This is a genomic window from Rhodopseudomonas sp. BR0C11 (assembly GCF_010820945.1).
In the GTDB taxonomy this organism is placed as follows: domain Bacteria; phylum Pseudomonadota; class Alphaproteobacteria; order Rhizobiales; family Xanthobacteraceae; genus Rhodopseudomonas; species Rhodopseudomonas palustris_H.
Genome location: NZ_QTKI01000404.1, coordinates 1 through 4,283 on the forward strand (window position 1 = coordinate 1; position 4,283 = coordinate 4,283).

At 65.6% G+C, this 4,283-nt stretch carries 4 protein-coding genes; all 4 read left to right on the forward strand.

Features of this window, described 5'->3' with window-relative positions; genetic code table 11:
- Nucleotides 1-165 precede the first annotated feature (165 nt).
- The 4 genes from DYI24_RS22155 (at nucleotide 166) to DYI24_RS22170 (ending at nucleotide 4,123) form a co-directional block, all read left to right on the forward strand.
- Nucleotides 166-903, forward strand: a complete 738-nt coding sequence (locus DYI24_RS22155; protein WP_164573865.1) for an enoyl-CoA hydratase/isomerase family protein — start codon at nucleotides 166-168, stop codon at nucleotides 901-903.
- Between the two features lie 337 nt (nucleotides 904-1,240).
- Nucleotides 1,241-2,329: an ABC transporter substrate-binding protein gene (locus tag DYI24_RS22160; RefSeq protein ID WP_164573866.1), complete on the forward strand. Its 1,089-nt coding sequence runs from the start codon at nucleotides 1,241-1,243 to the stop codon at nucleotides 2,327-2,329.
- Nucleotides 2,307-3,335 carry an ABC transporter permease gene (locus tag DYI24_RS22165; RefSeq protein WP_164573867.1) on the forward strand — a complete coding sequence of 343 codons (1,029 nt, stop codon included), beginning with the start codon at nucleotides 2,307-2,309 and terminating at the stop codon, nucleotides 3,333-3,335. Before DYI24_RS22160 ends, DYI24_RS22165 begins: the two co-directional genes overlap by 23 nt.
- On the forward strand, nucleotides 3,329-4,123 hold the full coding sequence (locus DYI24_RS22170; protein ID WP_107355531.1) for an ABC transporter ATP-binding protein: 795 nt from the start codon (nucleotides 3,329-3,331) through the stop codon (nucleotides 4,121-4,123). Before DYI24_RS22165 ends, DYI24_RS22170 begins: the two co-directional genes overlap by 7 nt.
- The last annotated feature ends 160 nt before the right edge of the window (nucleotides 4,124-4,283 follow it).

Here is a 4,283-nt window from a genome sequence, read left to right on the forward strand (position 1 = left end):
GCCGATCTCGCCGGCGACATCGAGCACCGTGTTCGCGAACTGCTGACGTTCCGCCCTGTGGTCGACATCCTGCCGCACGGCAGCCTGCCGCGCTCGGGCCAGAAGACCAAGCTGATCGAGATCGCCAGCCAGGCGACGAACTGAGCAAGACAAGAGGAAACGCCGATGTCGAGCGTACTGTACGAGTCCCGCAATGGGATCGCCGAGATCACCATCAACCGGCCGGACAAGCACAACGTCATCGACCATTCGGTGGTGGAGGGCCTGAATGCCGCGTGGAAGCGGTTCAATGCTGGCAGCGACCACGTCGCGATCCTGACAGCGAACGGCGACCTCGCCTTCAGCGCCGGAGCCAATCTGAAAGACATCCCGCACGATTTCTGGCGGGCGGTGCCGGGCGTCGGCGTTCCGGTCGACAAGCCGATCATCGCGGCGATCGGAGGCCTCGTGGTCGGCGGCGGCCTGGTGCTGGTGCAGTTCGCCGATCTGGCGATCGCCGCCGACAACACCGTGCTGTCCTATCCGGAAGCCAAGGTCGGCTATAGCGGCGGCCTGATTAGTTCGCTGGCGGCGCGCATCCCGCACAAAATCGCGATGGAGCTGCTGCTGGTCGGCGGTTCGATCGACGCGCATCGGGCCTACGAGATCGGGCTGGTCAATCGCGTGGTGCCGAATGGCGATCAGCTCACCGTGGCGCGTCAGTTCGCGGCCGAGATCGCCGCCAATGCGCCACTGGTGGTGAAGCTGCTCAAAGGGTTCGTCGGCGCGACCCTGCCGAAGGGACCGTCCGAGGCTGCCGCAATCACCCGCGCCACCGTCGAGGCGGTCAACACCGCCGACGACTACCGCGAAGGCATCGCCGCGTTCTTCGAAAAGCGGGCGCCGGCGTTCAAGGGCGTGTAGTTCGCGTCCACTCTCTCCGGCATGCCGTGACAACTCCCCGCGCGACTCTGTTCATCAAAGCGGGGGTTCGGCCAGAGATAATCATGCTGTGCAGGCGGCGTCATTGAGAACGCCATTCTCCGTGAGGGTCGCTTCGCTGTCCCTGCCTGTACGACGCCCGTGATGTTCTCTGTCAGGCGGGTCATTTGAAATCGTGTTTCATTGACCGGATACCGGCGCACCTCGATCATGTGAGCTCTGAATCTCATCAGCGAGAGCGGCAGAAATGGGCCGAACAAGCTTGCTGATAGTTGCCGCAACGGATGCGGCCCGAGCCCTGAAAGCGAAGAGGACATTCATGAGCAACCAAGAAAAAGGCCGGTGGATCAGCCGGCGTTCCGTGCTGCTGGGCGCGGCGTCGGGCGTTATCGCGGCGCCGGCGGGCGCCTTCGGCCTTCAGGCATTTCCCGCCCGTCCGATCGGCTACGATCTGTCGGATGCGCCGATCTGCCGGACCTCCGGTGAAGCAACGCCGCTGACCGGCGCGCCGCGCAAGGTGAAGCTGTCGTGGAACGCCACCTCGGTGTGCTCGGTGCAGGTGCCGGTCGCGGTCGACTACGACTTCTTCAAGAAGCAGAATCTCGACGTCGAACTGGTGAATTTCTCCGGCTCGACCGATCAGTTGCTCGAAGCGATCGCCACCGGCAAGAGCGACGCCGGCGTCGGCATGGCGCTGCGCTGGCTGAAGCCGCTGGAGCAGGGGTTCGACGTCAAGATCGTCGCCGGCACCCATGGCGGCTGCCTGCGTGCGATCGCGCCGACCAAGTCGGAGATCAGCAAGGTCACCGATCTCAAGGGCAAGGTCGTGGCGATCGACGATCAGGCCGGTCCGGGCAAGAACTTCTTCTCGATCCAGCTGGCCAAGGCCGGCATCGATCCGACCAAGGATCTCGAGTGGAAGCAGTATCCGGCCAACCTGGTTCGGCTCGCAGTGGAGAAGGGCGAGGCACAGGCGGCCCTGGCGTCCGATCCGCTGGCGCACGCGTTCCTCAAGGACGGCGAGTTCAAGGAGATCGGCTCCAATCTCGACGGAGTCTATCGCAATGTGAGCTGCTGCATCGTCGGCGTCCGCGGCAGCTTGATCCGCGAAGAGCCGCAGGTGGCGCGCGCGCTGACCCAGGCGCTGCTCGACGCGGCCGAGTTCTCGTCGAAGAATCCGGAGAAGGCGGCCAAGTCCTTCCTGCCTTACGCACCGAAGATCGTCACCGAAGAGGATATTCAGGCGCTGATCAAGTACCACACTCATGATCACCACCCGATCGGCGCGCAGCTCAAAAACGAGCTGAAGCTCTACGCCGACGACCTCAAGGCCGTCTCGGTGATCAAGCCCTCGACCGACACCACCAAATTTGCGGACAAGATCTATGCCGACGTATTCCGCGTCTGAGACGCTTGATCTCGACGTCGGGACGCGACTTGCGTCCCGCACGCCGTCGGTGCTTCGCGCGCTGCGCGGGCATTTCGTCGGCTTCGCCGCCAGCCTCGGCTGGATCGCGTTCGGTCTGTCCTGTCTGTGGCGGGAAGACATCGGCGATTGGACGCGCACTAAGGAGGTGGCGATCGCCGCCTTCTTGTTCGGCGGCGTGATCGCGATCGCGGCAGTGGCCGGGTTCTGGTCGCAGCGGGTCGGCGAGTCCTTGCGGCGGCGATCGCCGTGGCTGCTGCTGCTCGGCGTGGTGCTCGCGCTGTGGGAGGTTCTGACCGCCAAGCTCGGTGTGCTGCCGCTGCCGTTCTTCCCGCCGCCGCAGGCGATCGTCGAAGTCTATACCGACGACTTCGTCAAGCTGTTCGACAGCGTGTTCGCATCGATCAAGCTGCAGCTCGGTGGCTACCTGATCGGCGCCGCGGTCGGCTTCGTCACCGGCGTGTCGATCGGCTGGTCGCGTGCGGTCGGCTATTGGGTGCATCCGGTGCTGCGCTTCATCGGCCCGCTGCCGGCGACCGCCTGGTTGCCGATCGCGTTCTTCGCGTTCCCCTCGAGCTGGAGCGCTTCGACCTTCCTGATCGCGCTCGCCACCGGTTTCCCGGTGACGGTGCTGACCTGGTCGGGCGTCGCCAGCGTGTCGAACGCCTATTACGACGTCGCGCGCACGCTCGGCGCCAAGCCGTCGTTCCTGGTGTTCAAGGTCGCGATCCCGGCTGCGCTGCCCCACGTCTTCGTCGGCCTGTTCATGGGCCTCGGCGCCTCGTTCGCGGTGCTGGTGGTGGCGGAGATGATGGGCGTGAAGTCCGGCCTCGGCTGGTACCTGCAATGGGCGCAGGGCTGGGCGGCCTACGCCAATATGTATGCGGCGCTGCTGGTGATGTCGCTGCTCTGCTCCGGCGCCATCACGGCGTTGTTCAAGGTCCGTGACCGCTTGCTGGTCTGGCAGAAGGGTGTGGTGAAATGGTGAGCGCCGTCGCATTGAAGCAGCCGCCGCAAGCCGCCGGCGCTGCGCTCGACGTTGTCGACGTCAGCCACCACTTCGACATCGACGGCAACGAACTGCCGGTGCTCGATCACGTCACGCTGAGCGCCAAGCCCGGCGAGTTCGTCGCGCTGCTCGGGCCGTCGGGCTGTGGCAAGTCCACGCTGCTGCGGCTGGTGGCGGGGCTCGAGCCGCCGCGGGCCGGAAGGCTGCTCGAAGATGGCCGCGTCATCACCGGGCCGCATCCGTCGCGGGTGGTGGTGTTCCAGGATCCGACGCTGTTTCCGTGGCGGACGGTGTGGAAGAACGTGGCGCTCGGGCTGGAGGCGCAGGGCATCCTCAAGAGCGAGCGTCACCGCGTCGATGCGGCGCTGGCGCTGGTCGGGCTCAGCGGCTTTGCCAATGCCTATCCGCACCAGCTTTCCGGCGGCATGGCGCAGCGCGTGTCGCTGGCCCGGGCACTGGTCAACGATCCGGACATCCTGGTGCTGGACGAGCCGCTCGGCAAACTCGACTCGCTGACCCGGCTCAGCATGCAGACCGAGATCGTATCGCTATGGCAGCGGCAGGGCTTCACGACGCTGCTGGTGACCCATGACGTCGAGGAGGCGCTGTTCCTGGCGCAACGCGTGGTGGTGTTCAGCGAGCGTCCGGCCAAGTTGAAGGCCGATATCGCGGTGGAGGCGCCGTATCCACGCCACCGCGGCGATCCATATCTGGCCGACCTGCGCCGCCAGATCCTCGGCCTACTCGGCCTCGACGCCACCTGGTGATCAGCGCCGCGCGACGAATACCCAACGGCGCGCCGTAACCAAGCGCGCCGCGATCTCTCTCCCTCCTGACGCCGTTCCGGCTCTGCCGGAGCGGCGTCTTTTTATAGTGACGGCGGCTGGACGATAGCGACCGCCGTCACCGCGATTGCGGTGCTCGCTC

Coding starts and splice junctions, on each gene's coding strand:
- DYI24_RS22155 (WP_164573865.1), top strand. CDS start 166: ATGTCGAGCGTACTGTACGAGTCCCGCAATGGGATCGCCGAGATCACC.
- DYI24_RS22165 (WP_164573867.1), top strand. CDS start 2,307: ATGCCGACGTATTCCGCGTCTGAGACGCTTGATCTCGACGTCGGGACG.
- DYI24_RS22160 (WP_164573866.1), top strand. CDS start 1,241: ATGAGCAACCAAGAAAAAGGCCGGTGGATCAGCCGGCGTTCCGTGCTG.
- DYI24_RS22170 (WP_107355531.1), top strand. CDS start 3,329: ATGGTGAGCGCCGTCGCATTGAAGCAGCCGCCGCAAGCCGCCGGCGCT.